At 45.4% G+C, this 24,860-nt stretch carries 22 protein-coding genes; 10 read left to right on the plus strand and 12 right to left on the minus strand.

Annotation, left to right across the window (positions count from 1 at the left end):
* Nucleotides 1-290: 290 nt before the first annotated feature.
* Nucleotides 291-2,516 (plus strand): NADP-dependent isocitrate dehydrogenase, encoded by a 2,226-nt coding sequence (locus tag CA267_RS17490; protein WP_075609599.1) that lies wholly within the window; start codon nt 291-293, stop codon nt 2,514-2,516.
* A 448-nt stretch (nt 2,517-2,964) separates the two neighbouring features.
* Here the strand turns inward: CA267_RS17490 and tnpA are convergent, their stop codons facing one another.
* Nucleotides 2,965-3,399 carry an IS200/IS605 family transposase gene (gene tnpA, locus CA267_RS17495; protein ID WP_075609268.1) on the minus strand — a complete coding sequence of 145 codons (435 nt, stop codon included), beginning with the start codon at nt 3,397-3,399 and terminating at the stop codon, nt 2,965-2,967.
* A 190-nt stretch (nt 3,400-3,589) separates the two neighbouring features.
* Nucleotides 3,590-3,808: a cold shock domain-containing protein CspD gene (cspD, locus tag CA267_RS17500; RefSeq protein WP_075609597.1), complete on the minus strand. Its 219-nt coding sequence runs from the start codon at nt 3,806-3,808 to the stop codon at nt 3,590-3,592.
* 205 nt (nt 3,809-4,013) lie between these two features.
* Between cspD and clpS the strand changes: the two genes are divergently transcribed.
* Entirely contained in the window at nt 4,014-4,334 is a 321-nt protein-coding gene (gene clpS, locus CA267_RS17505; RefSeq protein ID WP_075609596.1) for an ATP-dependent Clp protease adapter ClpS, read from the plus strand.
* Between the two features lie 24 nt (nt 4,335-4,358).
* The gene (gene clpA, locus CA267_RS17510; protein ID WP_075609595.1) at nt 4,359-6,635 is read left to right on the plus strand and encodes an ATP-dependent Clp protease ATP-binding subunit ClpA; all 2,277 of its coding nucleotides are present in this window, start codon (nt 4,359-4,361) and stop codon (nt 6,633-6,635) included.
* A 78-nt stretch (nt 6,636-6,713) separates the two neighbouring features.
* On the opposite strand, the gene infA is transcribed toward clpA, so the two are convergent.
* The 4 genes from infA to trxB form a co-directional block, all read right to left on the minus strand.
* The gene (gene infA, locus CA267_RS17515) at nt 6,714-6,932 is read right to left on the minus strand and encodes a translation initiation factor IF-1 (RefSeq protein ID WP_075609594.1); all 219 of its coding nucleotides are present in this window, start codon (nt 6,930-6,932) and stop codon (nt 6,714-6,716) included.
* A gap of 72 nt (nt 6,933-7,004) precedes the next feature.
* Nucleotides 7,005-7,721, minus strand: a complete 717-nt coding sequence (locus CA267_RS17520) for an arginyltransferase (RefSeq protein ID WP_075609593.1) — start codon at nt 7,719-7,721, stop codon at nt 7,005-7,007.
* Nucleotides 7,718-8,467: a leucyl/phenylalanyl-tRNA--protein transferase gene (gene aat / locus CA267_RS17525; protein WP_075609592.1), complete on the minus strand. Its 750-nt coding sequence runs from the start codon at nt 8,465-8,467 to the stop codon at nt 7,718-7,720. The genes CA267_RS17520 and aat overlap by 4 nt, the downstream gene beginning before the upstream one ends.
* Nucleotides 8,468-8,508: 41 nt before the next feature.
* The gene (gene trxB / locus CA267_RS17530) at nt 8,509-9,477 is read right to left on the minus strand and encodes a thioredoxin-disulfide reductase (protein WP_075609591.1); all 969 of its coding nucleotides are present in this window, start codon (nt 9,475-9,477) and stop codon (nt 8,509-8,511) included.
* A gap of 254 nt (nt 9,478-9,731) precedes the next feature.
* Here trxB and yfbV point away from each other — a divergent pair, with 254 nt between their 5' ends.
* Nucleotides 9,732-10,181 (plus strand): terminus macrodomain insulation protein YfbV, encoded by a 450-nt coding sequence (yfbV, locus tag CA267_RS17535; protein WP_075609590.1) that lies wholly within the window; start codon nt 9,732-9,734, stop codon nt 10,179-10,181.
* A 118-nt stretch (nt 10,182-10,299) separates the two neighbouring features.
* Here the strand turns inward: yfbV and CA267_RS17540 are convergent, their stop codons facing one another.
* Both CA267_RS17540 and sppA read right to left on the minus strand, forming a co-directional pair.
* Nucleotides 10,300-10,788 carry a SprT family zinc-dependent metalloprotease gene (locus CA267_RS17540; RefSeq protein ID WP_075609589.1) on the minus strand — a complete coding sequence of 163 codons (489 nt, stop codon included), beginning with the start codon at nt 10,786-10,788 and terminating at the stop codon, nt 10,300-10,302.
* A gap of 4 nt (nt 10,789-10,792) precedes the next feature.
* Nucleotides 10,793-12,655: a signal peptide peptidase SppA gene (gene sppA / locus CA267_RS17545; RefSeq protein WP_075609588.1), complete on the minus strand. Its 1,863-nt coding sequence runs from the start codon at nt 12,653-12,655 to the stop codon at nt 10,793-10,795.
* 555 nt (nt 12,656-13,210) lie between these two features.
* Between sppA and CA267_RS17550 the strand changes: the two genes are divergently transcribed.
* On the plus strand, nt 13,211-13,762 hold the full coding sequence (locus tag CA267_RS17550; protein ID WP_075609587.1) for an NAD(P)H nitroreductase: 552 nt from the start codon (nt 13,211-13,213) through the stop codon (nt 13,760-13,762).
* A 42-nt stretch (nt 13,763-13,804) separates the two neighbouring features.
* On the opposite strand, the gene pyk is transcribed toward CA267_RS17550, so the two are convergent.
* A complete protein-coding gene (gene pyk / locus CA267_RS17555) occupies nt 13,805-15,241 on the minus strand; it encodes a pyruvate kinase (RefSeq protein WP_075609586.1) in 1,437 nt (478 codons plus the stop codon).
* Nucleotides 15,242-15,495: 254 nt separating this feature from the next.
* Entirely contained in the window at nt 15,496-16,344 is an 849-nt protein-coding gene (locus CA267_RS17560) for a MurR/RpiR family transcriptional regulator (RefSeq protein WP_075609585.1), read from the minus strand.
* A gap of 273 nt (nt 16,345-16,617) precedes the next feature.
* Between CA267_RS17560 and zwf the strand changes: the two genes are divergently transcribed.
* Genes zwf through CA267_RS17585 form a run of 5 tightly spaced genes read left to right on the plus strand, consistent with a single transcriptional unit; the run spans nt 16,618 to nt 22,242 of the window.
* Nucleotides 16,618-18,111 (plus strand): glucose-6-phosphate dehydrogenase, encoded by a 1,494-nt coding sequence (zwf, locus tag CA267_RS17565; protein WP_075609584.1) that lies wholly within the window; start codon nt 16,618-16,620, stop codon nt 18,109-18,111.
* 1 nt (nt 18,112) lies between these two features.
* Entirely contained in the window at nt 18,113-18,805 is a 693-nt protein-coding gene (pgl, locus tag CA267_RS17570) for a 6-phosphogluconolactonase (protein ID WP_075609583.1), read from the plus strand.
* Nucleotides 18,806-18,814: 9 nt separating this feature from the next.
* Nucleotides 18,815-20,644, plus strand: coding sequence for a phosphogluconate dehydratase (edd, locus tag CA267_RS17575; RefSeq protein WP_075609582.1), 1,830 nt, complete (start codon nt 18,815-18,817; stop codon nt 20,642-20,644).
* Entirely contained in the window at nt 20,641-21,594 is a 954-nt protein-coding gene (locus CA267_RS17580) for a glucokinase (RefSeq protein ID WP_075609581.1), read from the plus strand. Before edd ends, CA267_RS17580 begins: the two co-directional genes overlap by 4 nt.
* A gap of 3 nt (nt 21,595-21,597) precedes the next feature.
* Entirely contained in the window at nt 21,598-22,242 is a 645-nt protein-coding gene (locus CA267_RS17585; protein WP_075609580.1) for a bifunctional 4-hydroxy-2-oxoglutarate aldolase/2-dehydro-3-deoxy-phosphogluconate aldolase, read from the plus strand.
* Between the two features lie 574 nt (nt 22,243-22,816).
* Here CA267_RS17585 and CA267_RS17590 read toward each other — a convergent pair.
* Nucleotides 22,817-23,668 carry a D-hexose-6-phosphate mutarotase gene (locus CA267_RS17590; RefSeq protein ID WP_075609579.1) on the minus strand — a complete coding sequence of 284 codons (852 nt, stop codon included), beginning with the start codon at nt 23,666-23,668 and terminating at the stop codon, nt 22,817-22,819.
* 144 nt (nt 23,669-23,812) lie between these two features.
* Nucleotides 23,813-24,808: a type I glyceraldehyde-3-phosphate dehydrogenase gene (gene gap / locus CA267_RS17595; protein WP_075609578.1), complete on the minus strand. Its 996-nt coding sequence runs from the start codon at nt 24,806-24,808 to the stop codon at nt 23,813-23,815.
* Between the last annotated feature and the right edge of the window lie 52 nt (nt 24,809-24,860).

Here is a 24,860-nt window from a genome sequence, read left to right on the forward strand (position 1 = left end):
AAGGTATGACTTGTAACTGCATTATTCGCCCTTATACTAATGTGCGCGGCAAATTTACGTAGCTGGTAGTAGCTGAATGATGATGAGATGTCTCACTTATAGACATAACGACTGTTTTTCTTTCTCAAATGGCGCAGAGCCGCCTTAAAGAATGTAACATCATTGATAACTTGCCGCTGCTACCAGACCGCCTGAATGATCATTCGGCATAGTAATATGTTCGGTGACATGCGCCGTATATAAATGGAATAAATAACGGTATTACAGTACCGTCAACCTTGAGGTATATAATGACCAAAGCCAAGTCGACCATCATCTATACCAAAACCGACGAAGCGCCCATGCTGGCGACCTATTCGTTGTTACCTATCATTGAGAAATTTGCCAGTGCCGCAGACATCGGTGTCGAACTGAGTGATATTTCTCTAGCCGCACGGATCCTGGCAATCTTCCCAGATTATTTATCGGATGAACAGAAGGTGCCTGATGCGTTAGCTGAGCTTGGTGAAATGACCCAGGATCCAAATGCTAACATTATCAAATTGCCCAACATCAGTGCGTCGATTCCCCAACTACGCGCAGCAATTAAAGAACTAAATGCGAAAGGTTTTAACGTACCACCGTTTCCTGAAGCACCTAAGTCTGATGAAGAAAAAGAAATTCGCGAGCGTTACGGCAAGGTATTAGGAAGTGCGGTAAATCCTGTTCTTCGTGAGGGAAATTCCGATCGTCGTGCGCCTACTGCGGTAAAAAACTTTGCCCGCAAGCATCCTCACTCTATGGGTGCCTGGAGTCAAGCCTCCCGTTCGCACGTAGCACATATGCGCGGTGGTGATTTTTATTCCAGTGAAAAATCCACCACAGTGGATAAAGCAGGTCATGTAAGCATTAAATTTACTGATAAGCAGGGGAAAAAGAAAACCCTTAAGCCACGGGTAGATTTACTTGCCGGTGAAGTTATTGACGGCATGTTTATGAGTAAGAACGCCCTTTGTAAATTCTTTGAAGAACAAATTGAAGATGCTAAAGAAAGCGGCGTACTGTTTTCTCTACACGTAAAAGCGACCATGATGAAGGTGTCACATCCTATCGTGTTTGGTCATTGCGTTAAGGTATTTTATAAAGAACTATTTGAAAAATACGGCGACCTGTTTAAAGAGCTTGGTGTAAACCCTAACAATGGCTTAGGCAGCGTTTATGACAAAATTTCTTCGCTACCTGAATCACAGCGTTCTGAAATAGAGAGCGATATTAACAAGTGCTATGCTGATCGCCCACCGATTGCGATGGTCAATTCTGATAAAGGCATTACCAATCTTCATGTCCCTAGCGATGTCATTGTGGATGCCTCTATGCCCGCCATGATCCGCAATTCCGGTCAAATGTGGGGACCTGATGGAAAATCTCACGATACCAAAGCAGTTATTCCCGAAAGCACCTATGCGACGATTTATCAGGAAGTTATTAATTTCTGTAAAACTCACGGTGCATTCGATCCTACTACCATGGGAACGGTGCCCAATGTCGGACTGATGGCACAAAAGGCAGAAGAATACGGTTCGCACGATAAAACCTTTGAAATTGAAGCTGACGGTACAGTGGAAATTGTCGATCAGGACGGCAACATACTGATGTCACACGATGTTGAAGAAGGCGATATCTGGCGCATGTGCCAAGCGAAAGACGCGCCTATTCAGGATTGGGTGAAACTCGCGGTTACTCGCGCACGTCAATCTGGAATGCCAGCGGTATTTTGGCTTGACGAAGAACGAGCTCACGATGCTCAGCTAATCAAAAAAGTGGAAAAGTATCTGCAAGAGCACAATACCAATGGTCTGGATATCCAGATTATGTCTCCGGTTCGTGCTATTCGCTTCAGTATGGAACGGGCGATCCGCGGGCTAGATACCATTTCAGTCACCGGCAACGTGCTACGAGATTATCTGACAGATCTGTTTCCTATTCTAGAATTAGGAACCAGTGCAAAAATGCTGTCCATTGTTCCTCTAATGGCGGGTGGTGGTCTGTATGAAACCGGCGCAGGTGGTTCTGCACCGAAACATGTTCAGCAGTTTGTTGAAGAGGGACATCTACGTTGGGATTCGTTAGGTGAATTCCTTGCGCTGGCGGTATCGCTTGAAGATGTGGCTATTAAGCACGACAATAAAAAGGCGAAAATTATTGCGGATGCGCTTGATAAGGCCACCGAAACGCTTCTCAATACCGATAAATCCCCCCAACGTAAAGTGGGACAACTGGACAACCGGGGTAGCCACGTTTATCTGGCACTCTACTGGACCCAGGAAGTGGCAAATCAGACGCAAGACGCTGACCTTGCCGCACAGTTCAAACCGGTTTATGAGGAACTTAAAACCAATATCGATAAAGTCATTGCTGAAATAGATTCTACGCAAGGACAAGCTCAGGAAATTGGCGGTTACTACTATCCTGATGAAGACAAGCTGGCAAAAGCGATGTCTCCAAGCGAGACGCTTCACAAGATTTTAGCCAAATAGTTTTTCGGAACGTTCAAGATACCAAGCCTGCGAAAGCAGGCTTTTTTGGGCCTTCGCCGAAGTAATATTGATCCGCATAGATAAGTACTTACTCAGCGTGAGTCCACCCACTTGCTGACGAAGAAGTCGTACGCCGCTATGGTGGTTCCAGAGCAAGTGGGACTGATGCAGCTTTAGCAAGCGGGCAGGCTTCACGCCACATATCCATACCTATACACTGGCTTCTATCGCTGACATTAATAATTTGAAATGATCAGAGGAATTTGTTGAGGCTAGAAAATGTGATGCTATCTACAAATGGGTATTATTGATTAGGTATAGGTGTTTCGTTTAAAGCATGAGGGGGAATACGCAGTATCTAAGGAAGATACTCCAGCAATAAAGGATAAGTAAAGAATCCACCTTCTAAAGAAGGTGGCTTTGTGTGAACCCCCTAAAAGGGGGCCTTCTATTCTAGGGCGAGCTGAGCTTGCTCTTGTCTTTCAACCTTCTCCTGGTGACGTACATAACGTCTAATGATCTCTTCGTTCACTCCCACTGAATCAACAAAGTAACCTCGTTGCCAGAAGTGGTTTCCCCACATTTTGTTCTTTCTCAAATGTGGGTACTTATTGAATAGTTTCAAAGCTATCTTGCCTTTTAAAGCACCCATCAGGTTTGATATCGACAGCTTTGGAGGAATTTTTACTACTAGGTGAACATGGTCTATCTGCACGTTCAACTCCATCACTATGCAGTCGAGTTGCTGACAGTAGACGTGAATACACCTGTAAACATCTTTGCCTAATTTATTCGATAATATCCTGAACCGGTATTTCGGAGTCCAGACTATGTGATATTGACATCGCCAAAACACGTGCGATGCTTGCTCGTATCTACTCATGTTATTTTCCTTTTTGACTTCGCTAAAAATCAAAGGGAGATTTAACATGGGTAGGTATACGGGCAAAGCCCTGACATTAATGATAACCACCTACTGAAGTAGGTGGTTTAGGGCTGAAAATAAAAAAGACTCTTTACTGACTGCACAACAGTAAAGAGCCTCTTCGGAAACGCTAGTCTGATAGTATCAGTTAACGCTCAGGCTCGTCGACCAAGCCAATATTTTCGGCATGCAAGCCTTTGGGGCCCTGCTGAACATCGAATTTAACTTCTTGCCCAGCTTTTAATGAACGATAACCTTCCATCTGAATGGTAGAATAATGGGCGAAAATATCTTCACCGCCATCTTCCGGAACGATAAAACCAAACCCTTTTGCGTTGTTAAACCATTTAACTTTTCCAACCGCCATACTTCGACTTCCTCTTAATCCTTGAACTAACATGTATATGCCCCCACAATAGAAAATACCGAGAGCACAATGGCTATGTGCGTCACTTCACATACCCATATTGAAACTGTAGATATTTTAACCACTAAATGTCAAGCGTAAATTGCAGAATTATTCAATTAGAAAAAATTCTGTTCTGGACACCTACAGGCACTATCATAATACTATGAGTAAAGACAACGCGATCAGTATAGAGAAAGAAAAGCAGAGAGAAGCGGAGCGCCAAAAAACGCAACCGCCGCCGATGTACAAAGTGTTGTTAAACAACGACGATTACACCCCTATGGATTTCGTGGTCGAAGTTCTCACCCATTTTTTTAATTTGGATGCTGAGAGGGCCAATCAAATTATGCTCACAGTCCATTATCAGGGCAAAGCGGTATGTGGCATATTTACTGCAGAAATTGCGGAAACGAAAGTGATGCAGGTCAATCAGTACGCACGTAAGCACCAACATCCGCTTATGTGCACCATGGAGCAGGCGTAAGTCAATTAACAGAGGGCGAGCGATATGTTGAATAAAGAATTAGAGCAAACGTTAAACGAAGCTTTCGTGTTTGCCAGAGAGCACCGTCATGAATTTATGACGGTGGAGCATCTGTTACTCGCATTAATGGATAATACAGCTGCTCGGGACGCTCTAAAGGCCTGTGGCGCAGATATTGATGCAATCAAAAGCGAACTCCTGGATTTCGTAAAAGACACCACACCATTAATTCTGGATGATCAGGCGACGGACAGAGAAACGCAACCTACCTTAGGTTTTCAGCGTGTGTTACAGCGCGCAGTGTTTCATGTTCAGTCTTCGGGAAAGGATGAAGTTACCGGGGCGAATGTGCTTGTCGCGATTTTTAGCGAACAAGAATCTCAAGCGGTGTACATTCTTAAGAAAGCGGATGTCACCCGCTTGGATGTAGTAAATTATATCAGTCACGGCGTAAGTAAAATGGACGATGACGCTTCCGGTGCACCGGAAGGCGGAGAAGATGCGGCTGAAGGCGAGGAAAACGGATCTGCCTTAAGCAAATATGCCACCGATCTTAACAAGCAGGCGAAAGACGGCAAAATCGATCCACTTATTGGACGGGATTCTGAATTAGAGCGGACAATCCAGATTTTGTGTCGGCGTCGCAAAAATAACCCGTTGCTAGTGGGCGAAGCGGGTGTGGGTAAAACCGCCATTGCCGAAGGTTTGGCGTACCGGATTGTAAAAGAAGATGTACCTGATGTTATCGCTGCAAGTACCGTCTATTCGCTGGACTTGGGCGGGCTGCTAGCAGGCACCAAGTATCGCGGCGATTTTGAAAAACGTCTTAAATCAATTCTACGCGAACTGAGTAAAGATCCTGACGCAATATTATTCATTGATGAAATCCATACCATCATAGGTGCTGGTGCGGCATCGGGTGGGGTGATGGATGCGTCCAATCTGCTCAAACCGAAGTTGAGCAGTGGCGAGCTACGTTGTATTGGATCTACCACGTATCAGGAATATCAGAGTATTTTCGAGAAAGACCGTGCACTGGCCCGTCGTTTTCAGAAAGTTGATGTGGTTGAACCTAGCGTTAGCGATACTACGAAAATTTTGCTGGGGCTTAAGTCGCGATATGAAGAGCATCACAGCGTGCGCTTTACGCAAAAAGCATTGCAAGCAGCAGCGGAATTGTCGGCAAAGTATATCAATGAGCGGCACCTGCCCGATAAAGCTATCGACGTAATGGATGAAGCCGGAGCTAGCCAGCGCTTGTTGCCGCAGTCTAAACGGAAGAAAACAATTAACGTCGCGGACATTGAACAAATAATTGCAAAGATGGCCCGTATCCCTGAGAAATCGGTATCAGCGTCTGACAGAGAAGCATTAAAGCATCTTAATCGAGACCTGAAGATGATGGTGTTCGGACAAGATAAAGCCATTGAAACGTTAACCGATGCAATACATTTGTCTCGTTCTGGTCTTGGAACGGAAACTAAACCCATCGGTAGTTTTCTGTTTGCGGGACCTACCGGTGTAGGTAAAACAGAAGTTACACAGCAGCTTGCGAAAATCATGGGCGTAGAGCTTGTGCGGTTTGATATGTCCGAGTATATGGAACGGCACGCTGTCAGCCGGCTCATAGGCGCACCTCCTGGATATGTAGGCTTCGATCAAGGCGGCTTACTGACAGATGCCGTAATTAAAAACCCATATTCTGTAGTGCTGCTGGATGAAATTGAAAAGGCGCACAGCGATATTTACAATATATTGCTGCAAGTGATGGATCACGGCACCTTAACGGATAACAACGGCCGCAAAGTCGATTTCCGTAACGTTGTGCTGGTAATGACAACCAACGCTGGCGTGCAGGAAACTATCCGTAAGTCTATTGGCTTTAAACAACAAGATCATAGCCACGATGCGTTGTCGGAAATCAATAAGATATTTTCGCCTGAATTCCGTAATCGTCTCGACGGTATTATATGGTTTAATCATTTGGATTCGGAAGTCATTCTGCAAGTTGTCGATAAATTTATTATTGAGCTTCAGGCGCAGTTGGATAATAAAGGCGTGTCGCTTGAAGTTTCCGCAGCGGCAAGAGCTTATCTGGCCGAGAAAGGATATGATAAAGGTATGGGCGCGCGTCCGATGGCACGTCTTATTAAGGATGAAATTAAGAAAGAACTGGCGAACGAGCTGTTGTTCGGAGAGCTGAATAAAGGTGGTAACGTTAAGGTTGATTTAAGTGAAGACAAACTCACGTTTTCTTATTCCGGCGTAGAAGCACAAAATGCCGAGGCAGAATCGAACTAACTATTGAACAAGTAAGGATCAAAAAAGCCCGATATTTATCGGGCTTTTTTATGAGTGCTGAAAACTGCTTACTGAATATTACCTGGCACGATAAACGATACGACCCTTCGTCAGATCGTACGGGGTCATTTCAACAGTGACTTTGTCACCTGTTAAAATTCGAATATAGTTTTTACGCATCTTTCCTGAAATGTGCGCCGTCACGACGTGGCCGTTCTCCAGCTCAACGCGGAACATAGTATTTGGTAAGGTATCAAGTACCGTACCTTCCATTTCGATTGAATCTTCTTTTGCCATGTAAAGCAGTTACCTCAGTATGTCGAATTTTTTGCCGCGCAGACCTTAACCAATCTAAGGCGCAGTGTAAAGTTAATAAGCTAAATTTTTGTCAATTTTACGCCATTTGTTCTCAATAAAGCGTTCATTGGGTAAAAACCTGCCTTTATAGTTCATCTTATTACATCCCTCTATCTGGTATCCAAGATAAAGATATTGTCTGCCCAGCTGTTTAGCATGAGCAATTTGTTGCAAAATCATCCAGGTACCAATGGAGTTTTTCTCAAGCTCTGGCGCGTAAAATGTGTAAAGTGCAGACATAGCCGTATGATTGCAGCCATCACTAATGTCATCAGTGACCGCTACCGCCACCAGGGTATCTTCCTTCCAGGCTTCAATAAAAACAGGTCTTTTCCAGTGGCAAAGAATAAAGCTTTCGTACTGCTTGTGGCTCGGCGGAAACATGGTGCCATCGGCGTGGCGTTCACCGATATAGCGTTCGTACAATGCGTAGTACTCTTCCTTTGGTGTCAGTACGAGCTCACTTCGCAACCTGGTATTACGCTTAAGTATACGTGTCTGGCTTCGAGAAGGAACAAACTGGTTAACGGCAATGCGAAGCGACTGGCATGCATTGCAGCTTGGGCAGTGGGGGCGATAGATTTGATCTCCACTTCGCCTAAAGCCAGCCTGAATAAGCTGCCCGTACCGCGTCGCTTGATCTTTGTCTCGTTCGGCATAAACCAGAAGCTGCTCGTGCTGCTCTGGCAGATAACTACATGAGAATGTCTGCGTGATACCAAACTTCATAGCGTAATTACCTGTTTTAACCAGCAATGACGATAAAAGCGGGCAATATTTCCCTGTTCATCCAACGTTTGATTGAGCTTGTGTAATCGCGAAATAAAGTCGGCCCGCGAAAGCGTTTTGGCTCCAAGCGAAACCAAATGAGCGGTAGGAAGCTGACAGTCAATAAAGGCCAGATTATGGTTCTTCATATGCGTTACCAGCGCATACATGGCTAGCTTTGATGTGTTATCACGTTTATGGAACATAGATTCTCCACAAAACACCTTGCCGACAGCGACACCATATAGTCCCCCGACCAGCACATCCTTTTCATCCCATACCTCGATTGAGTGGGCTATTCCTGCAATATGAAGCTGCTCGTAAGCCCGTTGCATTTCTTTTGTTATCCAGGTGTCCCGACTTATTTTCCCTGTGTGGGGATTCAACCGTGGAATACTGGAACACGCTTCGATTACCGCATTGAAATTATAGTTTAACGTCACGTGGTACTGCTGTCTTTTTATCAATTTACGCAGACTGCTGGACGCATGAAACTCGTCTAGTTCTATAATAGCTCGTGGATCAGGAGACCACCACAAAATAGGTTCTTCGCGACTAAACCAGGGGAAAATGCCATGAGTATAGGCTTCAAAAAGCCGGTTAACATCAAGTGCACCGCCAAAAGCCAACAGTCCATTTGGTTCTGTTAAAGCCCGCGACACATCGGGGAAAGGGGTGTCGTCCGTGAGATAGGGGAGTTCTATCATAGAGGGAGACAGGAAAGGGGTTAGCCCTTTCCCATTATTCTTTAGCCTTGAACCACTCGCATACCATCAAGATACTTTTCAGCGTCCAGCGCGGCCATACAGCCTGTTCCCGCAGAAGTAATCGCTTGACGATAGATATGGTCGCTTACGTCACCCGCTGCAAATACACCTTCAACACTTGTTTGCGTAGCGTTACCTTGTAATCCGCTATTCACCACGATATAGCCGTCTCTCATTTCCAGCTGACCTTCAAAGATATCAGTATTAGGTTTATGACCAATGGCAATAAATAGGCCCATTACGTCCAACTCTTCTTTTACATCTTCGCCGGCAGTACCAGCAATGCGAATCTTGGTAACGCCCATTTCATCCCCCATGACTTCTTCCAAAGTCCGGTTGAGGTGCAGGACGACGTTACCATTTTCAGCTTTATCCAAAAGACGCTGTTCGAGAATTTTCTCGCTGCGGAATTCTTCTCGACGATGAATCACATGAACTTCAGACGCAATGTTGGAAAGATAAAGTGCTTCTTCAACGGCTGTGTTCCCACCGCCGACCACGGCAACTTTCTGATTGCGGTAGAAAAAGCCATCGCAGGTCGCGCATGCAGAAACGCCCTTGCCCTTAAACGCTTCCTCGGATTCCAAACCAAGATATTTTGCTGAGGCTCCGGTAGCGATTATCAATGCATCACAGGTGTAGGTGCCGTTATCCCCGTGTAAAGTAAAGGGGCGTTTGCTGAAATCAGTTTTGTTGATGTGGTCAAAAATAATTTCAGTATTAAATTTCTCTGCATGCTTTTGCATTCTTACCATTAGATCCGGACCGGTTAATCCTTCTGGATCACCAGGCCAGTTTTCAACTTCGGTAGTGGTGGTCAACTGTCCGCCTTGCTGAATACCTGTAAGGAGCACAGGTTCAAGATTTGCGCGAGCTGCATACACCGCGGCCGAATAACCTGCGGGGCCGGAACCTAATATAAGAAGACGAACGTGTCTGCTTTCTGCCATTTTAATCTCCAAAACTATCGCTTCTTTGCCGAAGCTTATCTCTTATTCGATGTTCACAGGTTATAGGGGCAAAAACCTATTATTCAAGCATCGTTACGTATTAAGTATGATGCCTCTTTATCTCAATATTGTCACTTGCGCGATCAAGTGGGCTATAATGTCAATTAGCAAGTATTATATGAAAAGATTATTACCCATACTGCTCTAAATACGGTAACGTGGCGATGCAGTATTTGTATTTAATGAGGTGATTTATGGCTCAATCTATGACTTCTATGTTCCGGGACGGGCAGGAGTATATGAATATCTGGCCGGTAAAGAAGGAATTGTATGCCATATTCCCTGAATGTAGGGTAATTTCCGCCACGCGACTGGCGATTAAAACCATGCCGCCAATGGCCGTGCTGGCATGTGCCATGATGATAAATACCTTTGGCGCTGAATATTTACCTCAAGCTATCGCTATAGGCGCTTTTTTTCTAAGTTTACCTATGCAGGGGCTTCTTTGGTTGGGGCATCGTTCAAACCAGCTTTTACCCCCTCAGTTGCGTAGTTGGTACCAAGAAGTTCATTCAAAAATGCGCGCTGAGGGTTGTGCGGTGCAGTCGCTCAAATCTCGCCCGCAGTATCGTGAACTTGCTAGTTTACTTAAAACCGCATTCAGTGATTTAGACCGTATGCTCACTCGTCACTGGTTTCAGTAAGCTTCCTTGCAAGCAATCAGCCGTTACCCCAACTAAAGCACCTTCAAAGGTGCTTTTTTAATGTCTGTTTTCCCACTAATTCCTGAATCAAAATGCCGTATCCCTTAAAGGCGATGATCTACAGCGACTCTAACAAAACGTTGCAGCGCAAGCAGCGGTACTGCTGTCCTTTAAGAACTTTATTATGGCGTCGAACAGAAAGTTCAACGGTACTGCACTGGCACCGGTAGGGATAGGTCTTTAACTTCAGAGGCGTTAAATCAAATTGGTGGGTGGTGTTCGGCTCGACTTCAAATACAAATTGCATAATATATTGCCATTCTTTGCCGTGAGGTTTCACCCGTCCGAATCGCTGGAAAGTGATGAGATGACTGACTTCGTGTGGAATAACGTCGGTGAAGAAAGCCGCTTTATTATGGGCAAACAGAAGAGGGTGAAGATTAATACGGTTTTGTTGGAGAAAAGCTGTACCCGCATTTTTTCCAGACTTACGAAATGTGACTTCCGGAAGAGGGAATCGGGTATTCAAACGTGTAAAGGCGATGTGATACAAACGCTCGACGGCCTGTATCACATCTTGTTTATCGCGTAGCGAGAAGCTGTTCACTCAGCTACTTAACCTGACATTCCAAACAAAGTATATAAACGCCCATAGGATCGTTTAACTGTTTAAGTTCATCAAACTCTGAGACTACCTGGCGAACAAGTCCCATCAATTGACTGTTACTGTCAGCGAATTGCACCTTTGCGCCCCAGACCATTGCCTGACCGAACATCTCTTTCCAGAAAATCTCCTGAGGGGACAACTTTCGTTGCTCATAAAAAGTGTCGAAGTCATCCAGTTCGGCCAGCTCAGCTGCGGCAACGACGGCATCATTAAGATCGCCGAGTTCATCAACCAACCCGAGTTCTAATGCTGTGCTGCCAATCCATACTCTTCCTTGCGCAATTTTATCTACCTGCTCAGGTGTCATACTTCTGGCTTCAGCTACCATATTGATAAAACGATTGTAGCTGCTTTCCACATTGCGCTGCAAAATCTGACCAAACCGAGGGTCGAGAGCGCGGGTGGGGGACATGCCGGTTATTTCAGTTGAGCCGGTGCCATCACTATTAACACCGATGTAGTCGAGTGACTTCTCGTAAGTCATAAACATGCCGAACACGCCGATGGAGCCTGTAATGGTGCTAGGCGAAGCGATAATTTTATCAGCCGCTGAAGATATCCAGTATCCTCCTGACGCTGCGTATGTGCTCATAGACGCAACTACCGGCTTACCTGCAGCTTTAAGTTCCAATACTTCCTGACGAATGACTTCTGACCCAAAAGAACTGCCGCCAGGAGAATCAATCTGTAGTACAACCGCTTTCACGGAATCATCAAGGCGCGCCTGTCGCAGCAAACGGGCTGTACTGTCACCACCAATCGCACCTGCGGGTTGATCGCCATCAAGGATTGTTCCCTTTGCCACGACAATCGCAACTTTATCTGTGTCATTTTCATGGTAAGGAACGGGGGGATTGATCACTTTTACATAGGTATTATAGGGAGTTACGTTTACCCCTAACTCGTTGTCATCGGAGCCTACCAGGTTCACTAGCTCCTGACGAACTTCTTCACGGGTTTTCAGCGCGTCTACCCACCCGTTTTCCAAAGCATATTGCGCAAAATCGCCCCCGGCAGCATTAAATTTTTCGACTAAAACATCTAATTTTTCATCAAAATTAGATTCATCCATATTACGCGCAGCACCGACATCAGCTTTATACTGCGCCCAATAGGTGTTTAACCATTCCTGATTTGCTTCTTTGGCAGCATCAGACATGTCGTTACGTAAAAAGGGCTCAACCGCAGATTTATAGGTTCCTACTCGAAAGATGTGAGTAGTCACATTAAGCTTCTCTAATAAATCTTTAAAATAAAGGCCGTATCTTCCGTAGCCTTCAAGCAGTAGAGCTCCCATCGGGTTTAAATAAACGTGATCTGCGTGAGAAGCGAGATAATACTGAGTCTGGGTATAGTAGTCGCCAATAGCGTAAACCGGTTTCTCAGAAGTTTTAAAATCATCAATAGCTTCTGCGACTTGACGAAGCTTGTCGAGCCCGCCATCTGTCAGATCTTGTAAATCCAGAACAAGGGCTTTAATTCGGCGATCTTGCTTAGCGTTTTGGATGGTTTTTATAACGTCTCTAACAAGAACCTCAGGATTTTCCTGCTCATTTCCTAAAGCTTCCTGAATGAACTGAGAAAAAGGCTCAACAGCTTCCTTTTCTATCACTAGCGAGCCGGATAAATTTAGGTAGAGCGCACTATTGGGCTTAACAGTAAGAGGGTCTTTATCACTGGAAAGAGCAATGAAAATACCGACGATGATAAGAATAAAAATAAAGTTGAATAATAATTTCCGGCAAAAATTCAGTACCGTCCAAAGACCAACAAATAAGGATTTGGTCCAGCTTCCTTTCGCTGACATAGTCGCTCGCTACCTCTGAGTTATTTAGCTGTTCATGTTAACGAAACTTGCTGGAATCGCTAACTTAATTTGTAATGAATTGTAAGAACGGGACGTGGACAACATTGCTACTGTGTCTGGTTCGTTGTTTTGTCTATTATCTGCCGGCATCGTTCCCCCCTCTACTGTACTCTTGATGAGGTTACCAAACATAGATAAATTATCATACTTATACCAGCCTAATGCTACGCTTTGTTGTCTCTATAGCTGGCGTAGTTACTCGTGTTCGGGCCGCGAGGCAGGGAAGCACTTGCGATGGTGCAAAATAAGAGTCTTGGGGTTATGCCTGCAGCAATTTTAGCAAAATCTTCCGTATCGGTGCATTGCAGCTTATGTCTTGTAGTTTAGATTGTATCGGGATGGGGCAACCGCTATATGAGAAAGCTGTTTAGGCCGAACGCCCACGTCAAACCCGAACAGTGGCAAAGTTTGCATTAACCTCTAGTTTTTCTTTTTGCATGTGCGTAGGATAAATTATCACAATTTTGGGTTTTTAATCAGCTTAAGGAGCATTGCGTGGATGCACTGGAATTACTTTTACATCGCCGCTCGCAGCCTCGTCTCAAAGCGCCAGCACCAAAAGGTGAGGTTTTGGAAAACATTATGCAGGCGGCACTTCGAGCGCCGGATCATGCAGCATTAACTCCCTGGCGGTTTATCATCTGTGAAGAAAGTGGATTGCAGAAGCTTGGGGCACTGTTCGAGCAGTCTGCCATTGACAATGGTAAGTCGGAAAAGGAAATTGAACGGGCGCCACAATTGCCCCTGCGTGCGCCAATGGTAATTGTGGCAATTGCAAAATACACAGAAAATGCGAAAGTGCCGCGAATAGAGCAGGTTGCATCAGCATCCTGTGCAGTTATGGCAATGCAGATGGCTGCAATAGCACAAGGGTTTAACGGAATATGGAGAAGTGGCGCATATGCACAGTGTGATGTTGTGCGCGAAGGACTGCGGGTTGGAGAAGAAGATGAAATTGTAGGCTTTCTTTACCTTGGCACGCCCGCGTTTGACACGCCGATAGCGCCAGCCCGAAATTCAGCGGATTATTTTGAACGCTTGATATAAAAAAGCCGGAGATTCAGCTCCGGCCCTTTATCGTTTTAATACTTAGTCGACTTGCACAATTTTCAGCGCATTTGTGGCGCCAATTTTTTCCATTTCATCACCATAGGTCATGATCACGCTGTCACCAGATTTAACTAATCCATGTTCCTTTAAAACCGTCATCACATCGTGTTTCAATTGACCAGGCTCGCTGTTTCTTGAATCAAAGAAGATGGGTTGCACACCACGAAACAGCGCCATCGTGTTCAGGGTTTCAAAATGGCGTGACATTGCAAGGATAGGCAGTCCAGTGGTCATACGTGACATCAGCTTTGGTGTATTTCCACTTTCCGTTAATGCAACAATAGCACGAATGCTGGGCAAATGATTGGCAGCATATACGGCTGATAAAGCAATACTCTCGCTCACCGTAGCAAAAATATCGTCCATGCGATGCTTGGATATTTTAATACTCGGCTGCGTTTCAGCGCCCTCACATACCCGTGACATTGCTTTCACAGTTTCTACCGGGAAGCTACCTGCAGCTGTCTCTGCTGAAAGCATCACGGCGTCAGTGCCATCCAATACCGCATTGGCTACATCCATAACTTCAGCCCGGGTTGGCATCGGGCTGTTAATCATCGATTCCATCATTTGCGTGGCGGTAATGACGACTTTATTCAACTGACGAGAACGGGCAATCAGCTTTTTCTGTACGCCGACCAGTTCAGCATCACCGATTTCTACACCAAGATCGCCTCTGGCAACCATCACTGCGTCAGACGCGCGAATAATGTCATCAATAGCTTCATCAGTGGCAACTGCTTCAGCACGTTCTACTTTAGAACAAATTTTAGCGTAACAGCCTGCGGCTTCAGCCAGTTCTCTAGCATAGTCAAGATCGGCACCACTGCGAGGAAAGGACACAGCCAGGTAATCGACGCCAATTGTGGCCGCAGTTTTAATATCTTGTTTATCTTTTTCAGTTAAGGCTTCAGCAGATAACCCACCGCCCTGGCGGTTAATGCCCTTATTGTTTGATAATTTTCCGCCTACGGTGACCGTGGTATAAACTTTCCGGCTTTTAACTTCCAGGACTTCTAACTGAATACGGCCATCATCAAGCAGTAAAATATCTCCTGCCGACACATCATCTGGTAAAGCCTTATAATCAATGCCTACAGCATCGACAGTACCTTCGTCTTTGTCTAGCTCAGCATCAAGAATAAAGGGGGCGCCGACGTCCAGATGAATAGCGCCGCCTTTAAATCGAGCTACGCGAATCTTTGGCCCTTGCAAATCGCCTAGAATAGCGACGTATTTACCTAAGTTTTTCGCTGCCTGACGTACTCTTTTTGCGCGTTCGATGTGGTCTTCAGCCTGACCGTGAGAAAAGTTCATTCGCACAACGTTGGCACCGGCAGCAATAATTGCCTGAATGCTTTCTAATGAATCTGTAGCAGGTCCCAGGGTGGCAAGGATCTTGGTTCTTCTAGTCATAATGATGTGTCGCTTTGTTGATTTTATGAGTGAAATAAGTTGAAGCAATACACTGTTTTCGAATCACAGCGCGATCCAGGCAGTGTCTGTAATCACTTTACGTAATTTAATTACAGAATAGTAGTGTAATCTGACAAAAATGTGAATGTCAGCAACAAAATTGTTTGCTTTCCCCTGCATTATAGCAAAACTATCAGGAGGCCGAGGAAATTGTAGACACGCTGTTCGGATAAGTGGCTTAACGTGAAAGCCAGCTATTCTCTTTTGTCATACCGCGAACCGCGCAAGGTGTCTTTTACACGTTTAAGGTTTTCTCTGAACTTATTGCCGCGTCTTAAGGTGAAACCTGTAGCCAACACGTCTATTAACGTAAGTTGAGCGATACGAGACGCCATAGGCATGTACATGTCGGTATCTTCTGGCACTTCCAGAGAAAGCACAAAGTTACATTCTTTAGAAAGGGGACTGTCAGCAGAGGTGATTCCCACCACGGTTGCGTCATTCATTCGCGCAATCTGGGCTATTTCCACCAGGCTCTTGGTTCTGCCAGTATGAGAAATTAACACAACCACATCGCCCTCGGCGCAATTCATGCAACTCATACGTTGCATAAGAATATCTTCAAAATAAATAACCGGCACGTTGAATCGGAAAAATTTATTTAGCGCATCGTGGGCGACTGAGGCAGAAGCCCCTAAACCGAAGAAAGAAATTTTTTGCGCCTGAGTGAGCAAATCTACGACTCGATTTACTGTATTTACGTTAACCGATTGACGAGCCACTTCCAGCGACGCCATAGTAGACTCAAAAATTTTGGTGGTGTATTCCTCAGGAGTATCATTTTCATCAACATGACGGTTTACATATGGCGTCCCATTTGCGAGGCTCTGTGCCAGATGAAGTTTAAAATCAGGAAAGCCTTTCGTATCCAGTCTTCTGCAAAACCGGTTGACGGTGGGTTCGCTAACATCAGACATTTTCGCCAGTGTTGCTATACTCGAATGAATTGCGGTTTGGGGGTTGGCCAGGATCACTTCGGCAACTTTGCGTTCGGACTTACTGAACGCGGCTTTGTTTTGGGTAATTTTCTCAAGTATATTCATACGGATATAGCAATATGTAGGGGTATTCGTTCAGTGCGATTGTTCAATATACTACCCAAAGTGACACAAGTGACAAGGAAAATGTAATTTTTTGACAGTTTGTCATACAAATGGCGGAAAAACGCGGCTAATGACGGCATTGAAATTTACTGAATCGCCCCAAGTTGTAATTTTACTACATTTAGTGTTAACTATGTTCCAATAACATTTAGGTAACAGTTCGCAGCACGCCTACTGATGCTGTTATCTTCTTTTCATTAAGAGGTCGACAATATGGTAATGGATAATTCCTTTGAACCCTGTGATTTTGTGCTTTTTGGTACATTAGGGGATCTCTCTCGACGCAAACTTCTGCCGTCACTTTATCAGCTGGAAAAAGCTGAGCTTATTCATCCGGACACCACCATTATCGGCGTTGCCCGTCAGGATATTTCTGTAGATGAATACCGCGAAGAAGTAAAAAATAACATTGAAAAGTTCGGCGAAAAGTCGGTATGTGAAGTAACGTGGGAACGTTTAAAAGCGCGTTTGCATTATCTCTGCGTGGACATGAAAGACGCTGAAAGCTATCGCGCATTCGATGAATGTGTGGACGCGTCACGAACAATGGTCTGTTATCTGGCAACTCCACCGCCCATCTACGGTGATATCTGTCGTGGCCTGCATAGTTGTAACATTATTGACAGCAGTGTTCGGGTTGTACTTGAGAAACCGATTGGCCATGATCTTGAGTCTTCTAAAGATATAAATGATCAGGTTTCAGAATATTTCAAAGAATCGCAGATTTACCGTATTGACCACTATCTTGGTAAAGAAACGGTATTGAACCTGATTGCACTGCGTTTCGCTAACTCTATTTTTGCCACCAATTGGGATCACAATTGTATTGATCACGTGCAAATCAGTGTAGCTGAGTCGGTGGGAATTGAAGGCCGCTGGGGCTATTTTGATGATGCCGGTCAAATGCGCGATATGGTACAAAATCACCTGCTGCAAATATTAAGCTTAGTTGCCATGGAGCCACCTGCGACGTTAGATGCCGACAGTATTCGTGATGAAAAACTAAAAGTGCTGAAAGCGCTGCGGCCCATTAATTCTTCTAACATTAGTGAAACCACCGTGCGCGGCCAGTATAGCTCTGGTTTCGTGAAAGGGCATGAAGTGCCTGGCTATCTTGAAGAAGAGGATGCCAATACCAGAAGCCAGACAGAAACATTTGTTGCTATTAAGGCAGAGATCGACAACTGGCGATGGGCTGGAGTCCCATTTTATTTAAGAACAGGTAAACGACTTCCCACCAAAGTGAGTGAAGTGGTGATTTATTTCAAACGGCAGCCTCACAATCTGTTCGGCGACAGCTTCCAGAATCTGCCACCGAATAAGCTGGTTATTCGTGTTCAGCCGGATGAAGGTGTCGAAATTACGGTTATGAACAAAGTGCCGGGCTTGACAAGTTCTGGCTCCATGGACTTACAAAAGTCCAAACTGGATTTGAGTTTTTCTGAAGCATTTTCTCAGGATCGCATTCCTGACGCTTACGAAAAGCTGTTGTTGGAAGTTATGCTGGGGAATCAGGCGCTGTTTGTGCGACGCGACGAAGTTGAACAGGCTTGGAAGTGGGTCGATTCAATTTTGGAAGCGTGGAAGCATACCAATGAGCCGCCTGAACCGTATCAAGCAGGTACGTGGGGGCCGGTTGCATCAATAGGCTTATTGGCTCGTGAAAACCGCAGTTGGTATGAAAGCAAAGTTGTGAAGAAGAAATAATATGGCACTTATAACCAAAAATTTTGATAACGCAGAAGCGTTGACCCAGAGCTTTGCAAAAGAGCTGATTGCCATTCTTTCAGATGGAATCGCGAAGCGCGGTCGAGCCAGTCTCGTTGTTAGTGGTGGACGTACACCCTTGGCTTTATTTAAAAAGCTAAGTGAAGCAGATGTGCAGTGGGATCAGGTCGATATTACCCTGGCCGATGAACGCTGGGTAGATGAAAGCCATGACGCTAGTAACACTGCTCTGGTAAAAGAAAATCTTATCCAGAACAAAGCTAAGGCTGCGCACTTTATACCGCTGAAAACCGATGATGCTGATGCAAATGATGGCTTAAATGAAGTGCAATCTCGCCTTGCCAACATAGTACAGCCTTTTGATGCGCTGATTTTAGGCATGGGTGAGGACGGGCATACCGCTTCGCTGTTTCCTTGTTCAGAACAGATCGAGGAAGGGCTGAACATGTCCAGCGGCATGATTTGTGTCGCTGTTACGCCAAAAACCGCACCTCACCAGCGCATCTCTCTTACGTTACCGGCACTGTTAAACAGCCGGAACATCTTTTTACACCTGACAGGCGAAAGCAAAAAAGCAGTATTGACCGAAGCCTTAGACGGTGCCACCGAGGTGCAAAAACCCGTCACAGCAGTGATAAACCGGGCACCGGTTACGCTGATGTGGGCGCCATAGGAGCTATATATGAATTCCCAAATTGCTGAAATTACTCAGCGTATCATTGAGCGTAGTAAAGATAGCCGTAAAGCCTATCTGGCAAAAATTGATAAAGCTCGCAGACAAGGCCCGCACCGCGGAGTGTTGTCGTGCGGGAACCTGGCCCACGGTTTTGCTGCTTGCGGCACCGGGGACAAGACTGATCTGCGCAGTATGACAAAGGCAAACGTAGCGATTGTTTCTGCCTATAACGACATGCTATCTGCACATCAACCTTATGAAGCTTATCCCGCAATTCTCAAGGAGGCCGTCAAAGAGGTAGGAAGTGTGGCGCAGTTTGCCGGCGGCGTGCCAGCAATGTGTGACGGCGTGACGCAGGGCAATCCAGGCATGGATTTGAGCCTGATGAGCCGCGATGTTATCGCCCAAAGCACGGCAGTGGCGTTATCCCATAATATGTTTGACGCCGCCTTGATGTTAGGGATATGCGATAAAATAGTGCCTGGATTATTGATGGGCGGATTATCTTTTGGCCATCTTCCAACGGTGTTTGTCCCCGCAGGTCCTATGCCTTCAGGTCTTCCCAATAAGGAAAAAGCACGAGTTCGCCAAGCTTATGCGGAAGGCAAAGTAGGCCGTGAAGAGTTGCTTGAAGCAGAATCTCAGTCCTACCATTCTGCCGGAACCTGTACGTTTTATGGAACGGCAAACTCTAATCAGTTAGTCGTTGAAATTATGGGGTTGCACTTACCTGGCGCATCGTTTGTTAATCCCGGCACGCCCTTGCGTGATGCATTAACCAAAGCGGCGGCGATTCAGGCAACACGGTTGACGGATCTAGGCGAGAATTATATGCCTATGGGTCACGTAGTGGATGAAAAAGCAATAGTTAATGGCTTGGTTGGTTTGTTAGCAACGGGTGGTTCTACTAACCATACGATGCACTTGGTCGCAGTAGCGAGAGCAGCCGGAATCATTATTAATTGGAATGATTTTTCTGAAATTTCTAATGCTGTTCCGTTATTAACCCGGATTTATCCCAATGGCTCTGCCGATATCAATCACTTTGTTGCTGCTGGCGGCATGGCGCTGTTGTTTAAAGAGCTGCTTGATGCTGGCTTAATCCATAACGACGTTAAAACGATTTGTGGTGAAGGGTTAGAACAATACACTAAAGAGCCAGTGTTGCGCGACGGTGTACTTGAATGGGTAGATGGACCAACCAAATCACTCGATGATCAGGTACTTGCTACTGTTGCAAAACCATTTAAGCCGGATGGCGGACTTAGCGTTCTGCAAGGTAATCTTGGACGTGCTGTTATTAAAACGTCTGCGTTACCGGAGCCTCATTGTCACATTAAGGCGCCGGCAGTAGTGTTTGAAGATCAATTTGAACTGGATGCCGCGTTCAAAGCGGGTGAACTTGATAAAGATTGCATCGTTGTGGTTCGTTTTCAGGGACCATCCGCTATCGGTATGCCTGAGCTTCACCGTCTGACTCCGCCGCTTGGCGTACTGCAGGATAAAGGATATAAGGTCGCTTTGGTTACTGATGGGCGTATGTCTGGAGCATCAGGGAAAGTTCCTGCTGCAATACATGTGACCCCTGAAGCCAACAAGGGCGGCATGTTAGCTAAAGTGGAAAGTGGCGATTTAGTTGAATTAGACACTAAAAATGGTGTTTTGCGTCTTTGTGTAGATGATGAGACGTTGGAAAAACGCGAGGCGAAACCTGCTGATTTGTCACATCACCAGGAAGGTATGGGGCGCGAAATGTTTGCCGGTATGCGTGCAACACTTACCGGCGCAGAAGAAGGCGCATGTTCGTTATTCGTAACGCAGGAGCAAGCGCTATGAGTTGGCAGTTTGTCGCCGATGTTGGTGGCACTAACATTCGATTGGCCAGAGTCACAGAAAACGGTGTGACTGATATAAAGAAATATATTTGTAAAGATTTCGCCAGTATTGATCTGGCTATTCTTCAGTACTTTCAAGACTGCCCTCAACAAAAATTTACCCAGGGCTGTATAGCTATTGCGTGTCCCGTTTTAGGCGACCAGGTGGCGATGACTAACCATAGTTGGGTGTTTTCTCAGCAGGCGCTAAAACAGCAACTGAAACTCCACGAATTATTTGTTATCAATGATTTTACCGCTGTTGCGCATTCGCTGCCGGTGCTTTCTGAAGAACAAGTAATCCAAATAGGAGAGGGGACAGCAAAAGCCGGTGGTAACATTGCTGTATTTGGGCCTGGCACTGGTCTTGGCGTTGAACACATTACCACCACGTCTAGCGGCTGGAAGACCCTGGACGGGGAAGGCGGACACATTGATTTTGCACCGGTAGATGAAACCGACATCATTATTTGGCGCTATTTACAAAACCATTATGGTCGCGCCTCGGCAGAGGAAGTGATGTCAGGGCGCGGTATTATGAATATTTATCGTGCACTTGCCGAACATCGGGGTGTTGCTGCTACGCTGACAGAACCCGCTCAGGTTACGTCTCAGGCGCTTGATGGTTCTTGCGATATCTGTGAAGTCACCCTTACTCAGTTTTGCCGCATTATGGGCAGCTTTGCGGGCAATCTTGCGTTAAATATGGCGACCAGTGGCGGTGTATTTGTCGGTGGTGGTATCGCCAACCGGTTTGCCGATTTTCTCAAGCGTAGTGACTTCCGGGCCCGTTTTGAAGCAAAAGGCCAGATGAAGCATTACGTTAAAGACATTCCTACTTATCTGATTGCAGAGCCTGACCACGGTTTGTTAGGGGCATCAGCGTATTTACAACAACATACTGCGAGTTGAAACATGACAACGAATTGGAAACTCTCTCCAGCAGAAATTTTTGCTGCTGGTCCCGTCGTCCCGGTACTGGTTATTCATGATGTGGAGAAGGCGGTACCGCTAGCAAAAGCGCTGATGGCAGGAGGTATTAGAGTGCTGGAAGTGACATTACGTACGCCAGCCGCACTGGATGTCATTAAGGTGATCGCAGATGAAGTACCTGATGCATTGATTGGTGCGGGTACAGTGACTAACGCCCAGCAGTTAAAATCAGTCATTGAAGCGGGTGCAAAATTTGCTATTAGCCCCGGTATGACCGCTGAATTACTTAAAGCAGGAATGGAGTGTGAAATTCCTCTCATCCCAGGCATTTCATCAACGTCAGATTTAATGAAAGGAAAGGATGCAGGTTACACACACATGAAATTCTTTCCTGCAGAAGCGTCTGGCGGTATTAAAGCTATCAAATCCATTAGCGGCCCTTTTCCTGACGTAGTCTTCTGCCCGACAGGTGGGATCGGACCTGACAATTACAAAGACTATCTGGCGTTGAAAAACGTGGTTTGTGTGGGTGGATCCTGGGTAGCACCTGATGAAGCTATTGCTAATAGCGACTGGAACACTATTACTAAACTAGCGGAAGAAGCGGTTAAAGGATCAAAGCAGTAGTGTTGACCTAGCTTTCATTATTAAAGCCAGATTGCGAGATCTGGCTTTCTCATTTAACCCGCAACTTTTATTGATGGATTTCGCTATCTCTGAGTTGATCACAGATCAATGTGGATTAGTGTAAAACCTTACCCTAACAAATTCGAGCGATGCAGAGTAGAGAGCTCTTAAATTAGTCTGACGTAAATATTCCAGCGCTTTCGCTTTTACATTGTGTCAACTACTTTGAAGCAACCGAAATGTTGTACGGCTTCTTAGTCAGCAAATGGAAGGCTCATGTTGAGTGAGTGCTTTTCTACAATGACTGGTGTTTGCATCAATAGCTTCCATATATTCTTTGTAAAATCCCATTACACCTCGTAAATTTTGCCAGAAAAACCTTTTCTGTGAGCTGCTCATTAGTATCAGAGGCTACGCAGATATGGTATCTAATTTTAAGTCGACTCTTCCTCTCTTCTCATTGCCACTGAGGTTAAGGCAGGAGAGCTCAATATTGAGCACATATTGATGCGGATTAGTATTAGACATAATCAGAACCAACGGCAGCTTGCACTACCGTCTGTCCTTTCTTTTCTCAGGCGGGAGAAATAATCTGGGTGATAGAGTGGGTGTCGCCTGGCGCAACTTCACAACCCTGAGTGAAAGCAGTTTCGACGCAGAGCATGTGTTTAAAGCCAAATGCGTCCATATCCGAAATTGACGCAGCACCTTGCCATGGATTCCAAACTACCACAGAATCATGTCCTGACGATGACACAGACGTTAATGGCGTGTCGCTATCGTTGATTATCACTTCCGGAATGGCCGTTAAGTGAATGCGATCAGTTTCTCCGCTGATGGTGTAAGGCATCGGAGTGGCTTTTACTGCCCAGTTATCCGTCTTATCTTTATAATTTCCATGGATACCGGTTAATGAAGTATTGCCGATATCTGGCACTTCAAAATAGGTGTGTAATGCTGTATTAAATACAAAAGGGATTACGCCGGTATTTTTTGTATGTAAGGTGACTTCTAACGTTGCGCCAACCAGCAGTTCAAGTGTCACCTGACAATCATATTCAAAGCCATCACCGCGGCTGAAGGAAGGTGTTAACAGGATTCTTGTGGCGTCATCTAAGTCTTCAGACTGTTGTAATTGCCACACTTGCGAGCGAAGAAAACCGTGGGAGGGGAGGGTGCCCTTTTCCTTTCCATGATCGTCGCTAAACCATGGCCAGCATATGGGAATTCCTCCGCGAATAGGGCGTTCACCATTAAGGTATGCGTGCGGACTGAGCCAAAGGCGCTCCTTTTGGTCGCTTTTAGGAATAAACGAAAGAACATGGCCTCCATAGAGGCTGATTTTGCCGGTCGCATAGGCATTATCTACTTCTAAAAAGGTGATACCGGCTGACTCGTTAACCGTAATACTCTTTGCGATGGACATAAATCCTCTCTGTGAAACTGCTAAGTCATTGAAGCGCTGATACTGATTAACATTGTGCCCTGAAACGAAAAAAGGTGCGATACATAATCACACCTTTTTTACACCAGATTTTCAGCTAATCATCAACAAAACATCTGTACGCATCTATTTGGCGATATGTTCAACCAAATCCAGAACTTTATTGGAATAGCCCCATTCGTTGTCATACCAGGAAACAACTTTTACAAAAGTATCAGTTAATGCGATACCTGCTGTTGCATCAAAAATTGATGTTTGTGAATCTCCGAGGAAATCAGTAGAGACAACAGCGTCTTCGGTATATCCCATGATCCCTTTTAATTCGCCTTCTGATGCCGCTTTCATTGCTGCACAAATTTCTTCGTAGCTGGTAGGTTTAGCCAGGTTTACGGTTAAATCAACAACAGAAACATTAGGCGTAGGTACACGGAAAGCCATACCTGTAAGCTTACCGTTTAATTCAGGAATAACTTTACCTACGGCTTTCGCCGCACCAGTAGAAGAAGGTATTATGTTTTGGCTAGCGCCACGTCCACCACGCCAATCTTTATGAGAAGGGCCATCTACGGTTTTTTGCGTAGCCGTTGTCGCATGAACAGTAGTCATGAGTCCATCTACGATGCCAAAATTGTCGTTAAGAACTTTCGCCAAAGGTGCAAGACAGTTCGTGGTGCACGAGGCGTTTGAAACTATTGTCTGACCATTATAGCTGTCGTGATTAACACCCATAACGAACATCGGGGTATCATCTTTTGATGGTGCGGACATTACAACTTTTTTAGCGCCTGCTTCCAAGTGCTTTGCTGCTGTTTCCTGGGTGAGGAACAAGCCAGTAGATTCAACCACTACATCTACATTTACATCGCCCCAGGCAAGATCAGAAGGATTCTTTTCAGCTGTCACTCGAATACTTTTGCCATTGACAATTAGTTGATTATTGTCAACCTTAATATCACCGTCAAAGATTCCATGAGTCGAGTCGTATTTTAACAAATAGGCAATATAATCCGTGTCAAGCAGGTCGTTAATTGCAACTACTTCAACATCAGCGCGTTTCATTGCGGCGCGCATTACCAGACGTCCAATGCGTCCGAAGCCATTAATACCAATGCGTATTGTCATGACGTACCTCAAAGTTAGTAGGTGAAAATAAATTACGTAAAGTATGGATCAG

It is taken from the genome of Alteromonas pelagimontana (genome assembly GCF_002499975.2).
Lineage (GTDB): Bacteria > Pseudomonadota > Gammaproteobacteria > Enterobacterales > Alteromonadaceae > Alteromonas > Alteromonas pelagimontana.